Raw genomic sequence first — 2374 nt, 5'->3', positions numbered from 1 at the left:
GGCCCCGCCCCGCGGGGGGGCCTCCCGCGGCCCCGCCCCCCAACGGGTCGGCCCCCCCCCCCCCGGCGCCGCCGGCGCGCCCCCGCGGGGCGGTGGGGGCCCCCGCGCGACGGCGGCTCCGAGGGGATGGCTTGGCCGGACCCCATGACCGATTTTGCTGAACTTGACGCACAGAACTGGGAAACACCTGCGGTGAAAGTGCCGAACACACCAGAACCATCGAGGCCGGAATAGCCACCCGTCCCTCCAAGCTTCGGCGTGAGGATCGAACCGTTGCCGAGCAAGTAGGATCGCGCGATTTCTGCGCCGACACTGACGCGGAGTTGGCGCGCGTCAAAGCCACTGATCGCTATTTGATCCCTCGCGCTGTTGCTCACCACATAGTCTTCGACTCTTTCCGAGAAGTAGACGGCTCGCAACCTCGGCGTCAGCACGGTCACCTTGTCGAGATTCCATTGCCCCTTGATCGAGGAGTCGATCATCCACCGCTTCGTGTCGAATGTTCCGTCCCAGAATCTCGTGTCGATATTGTTCGCGGAGCCGCCATAACGCAGGCTCGTGTCCCAGAACACGCCCTTGCCGAGTTCGAACGACGCGTATGGGCCTGCGAGCCAGCCATTGCCGGTGAGTTTGGCATCTTCCTTGCTCGGATCGATCATCCGGTCAAAGTGGAACGAAAATCCAACAAGAGCTTTTTCCGTCAACAGGTAATCCGCTCCGAGATTGACCATGGCGAAACTGCCCCACTTGCCGCCATTTTCAGTGCGGTTGTGGGCCAGCATCGCGCCATTGATCCAGAGATTGAAAGGCAAGGATGCTGCCGCGGAAGCGCCAGACTTGGTGTCGCGAGCACCCTGCATCTGCGCGAGGCTGGTGGCGAAGTTGAGCGTCAATCCAGTTTCTGACGGCAGCACGCGTGCCGTGACGGGATCCTTGTCTCGCCCCATCTGCTGGCGCTCCATCAAGCCCGGAACGCTGATCGTGGAAGAGATCATGTTCTGGCGGGTCTGTACGAAGCCGTGGACCAGGGCATCAATATCCCGGGCCACCTTCTGCGCATCGTGACTCAGCTTGTAGGTGACGGTTCCTGTGTTGGAGACTCCGAGCGCGCTCGTCAGACGAAATCCCACGCGCACTTGGCCAGAATAGGCAGGATCGGGTTTGAACTGGAGGTACCAGCCTGTTGGCGGCGCCGGGCCCGCTTGCGCCAGTTGACCGCGGGTAATCTTGGCGCTTCCAGCATTGGCGGGTTCAACGGAAACGATATCCGCTGACGTAAACGGCCCTCCGGTTGCGCCGCGATTGAGATTGACGTCCCCGGGCGTCGAACCGGCCGGCACATCTATCACCTGGTCGGTGACGGTGACTTTCTGTGCATTGACCTTCAGGCTGTATGCGGCCGTACCGATCGCACCATGGCCATCCTGAACTTGGAGTGTGAATGTGTAATTGCCCGGCGCAGCAGTGGGGGCAAGCGGCCCGGTAAGTTCGCCGGTCGAGATGTTCAGGGTCATACCTTTTGGGAGAGCGCCTGAAGCGACGCTGTAGATGAGTGGTGCGGCGCCACCCTTGGCGGATATTGACTGCCTGTATTCCTCGCCCGCCATGGCTTCCGGCAGGCTGCCGCCCGGAGGCGTAAACGTGAACGACGCGGCGGACGTCGAAATGGCGATCGTGTAAGCTGCCGACCCGGTAATCCTGTTGGCATCCGTAGCTGTAACGGTGAAGCTGGAATTGCTTGCCGCCGTCGGAGTACCGCTGATCTTGCCGGTGGACGGATCGAGCAGCAAACCGCTCGGCAACGAACCGGAGGTGACCGCATAGGTATAGGGCGCGGTCCCGCCCGAGGCTGTTACCGTCTGGTTATAGGCGATGCCGGTCGTGCCGCCTGTCAGCGCTCCCGCGGCAGGAGAGAGCGTCAGATTAGCAGGCGGGTTCACAACGAGCGTGTAGCGAGACCCGTTCGAGAAAGAGAAAACGTAGGTCCCGGCCTGTTGCGGAGTACCGCCCAGAATAACCCTCACCACACTCTCTAGTGTTATCGTCATCCCCGGAGGGATGCTCCCCGAGGTCGGAGTGGGTTGTCCGTCGGCAGCCAGCCGGCGGGGATCGTAGGCTGCGCCGACGGTCGCAGCCGGCAGCGTGTAATCGCCACCGACCGGGATTTGATAGGTCGCAGATGCAGTACTAGCGGCGCTGTCGGTGACGGTTACCGTAAAAAAACCCGAGCTGGCTTGTGTCGGTGTCCTGAACCTCCTCCGAATGAGTGGACACCTGTAGTAGGCTCATTGAGCCCGGAGGTGTTGAATGGAACGTCAACGTCGGTCATTTACCGAAGAATACAAGCGCCAGACCGTCGAGCTGGTGTTGTCGA

1 protein-coding gene is annotated in these 2374 nt (G+C 61.6%); it reads right to left on the bottom strand.

The window, feature by feature from the left end:
- Positions 1-2024 (bottom strand): putative Ig domain-containing protein (locus ACZYOF_RS43425; RefSeq protein ID WP_463719552.1); only part of this gene is annotated, 2024 nt, incomplete at its 3' end.
- Positions 2025-2374: the final 350 nt, after the last annotated feature.

Source organism: Bradyrhizobium sp. LeoA1Lang (assembly GCF_055413685.1).
This window is presented reverse-complemented; position numbering and strand designations above follow the sequence as displayed.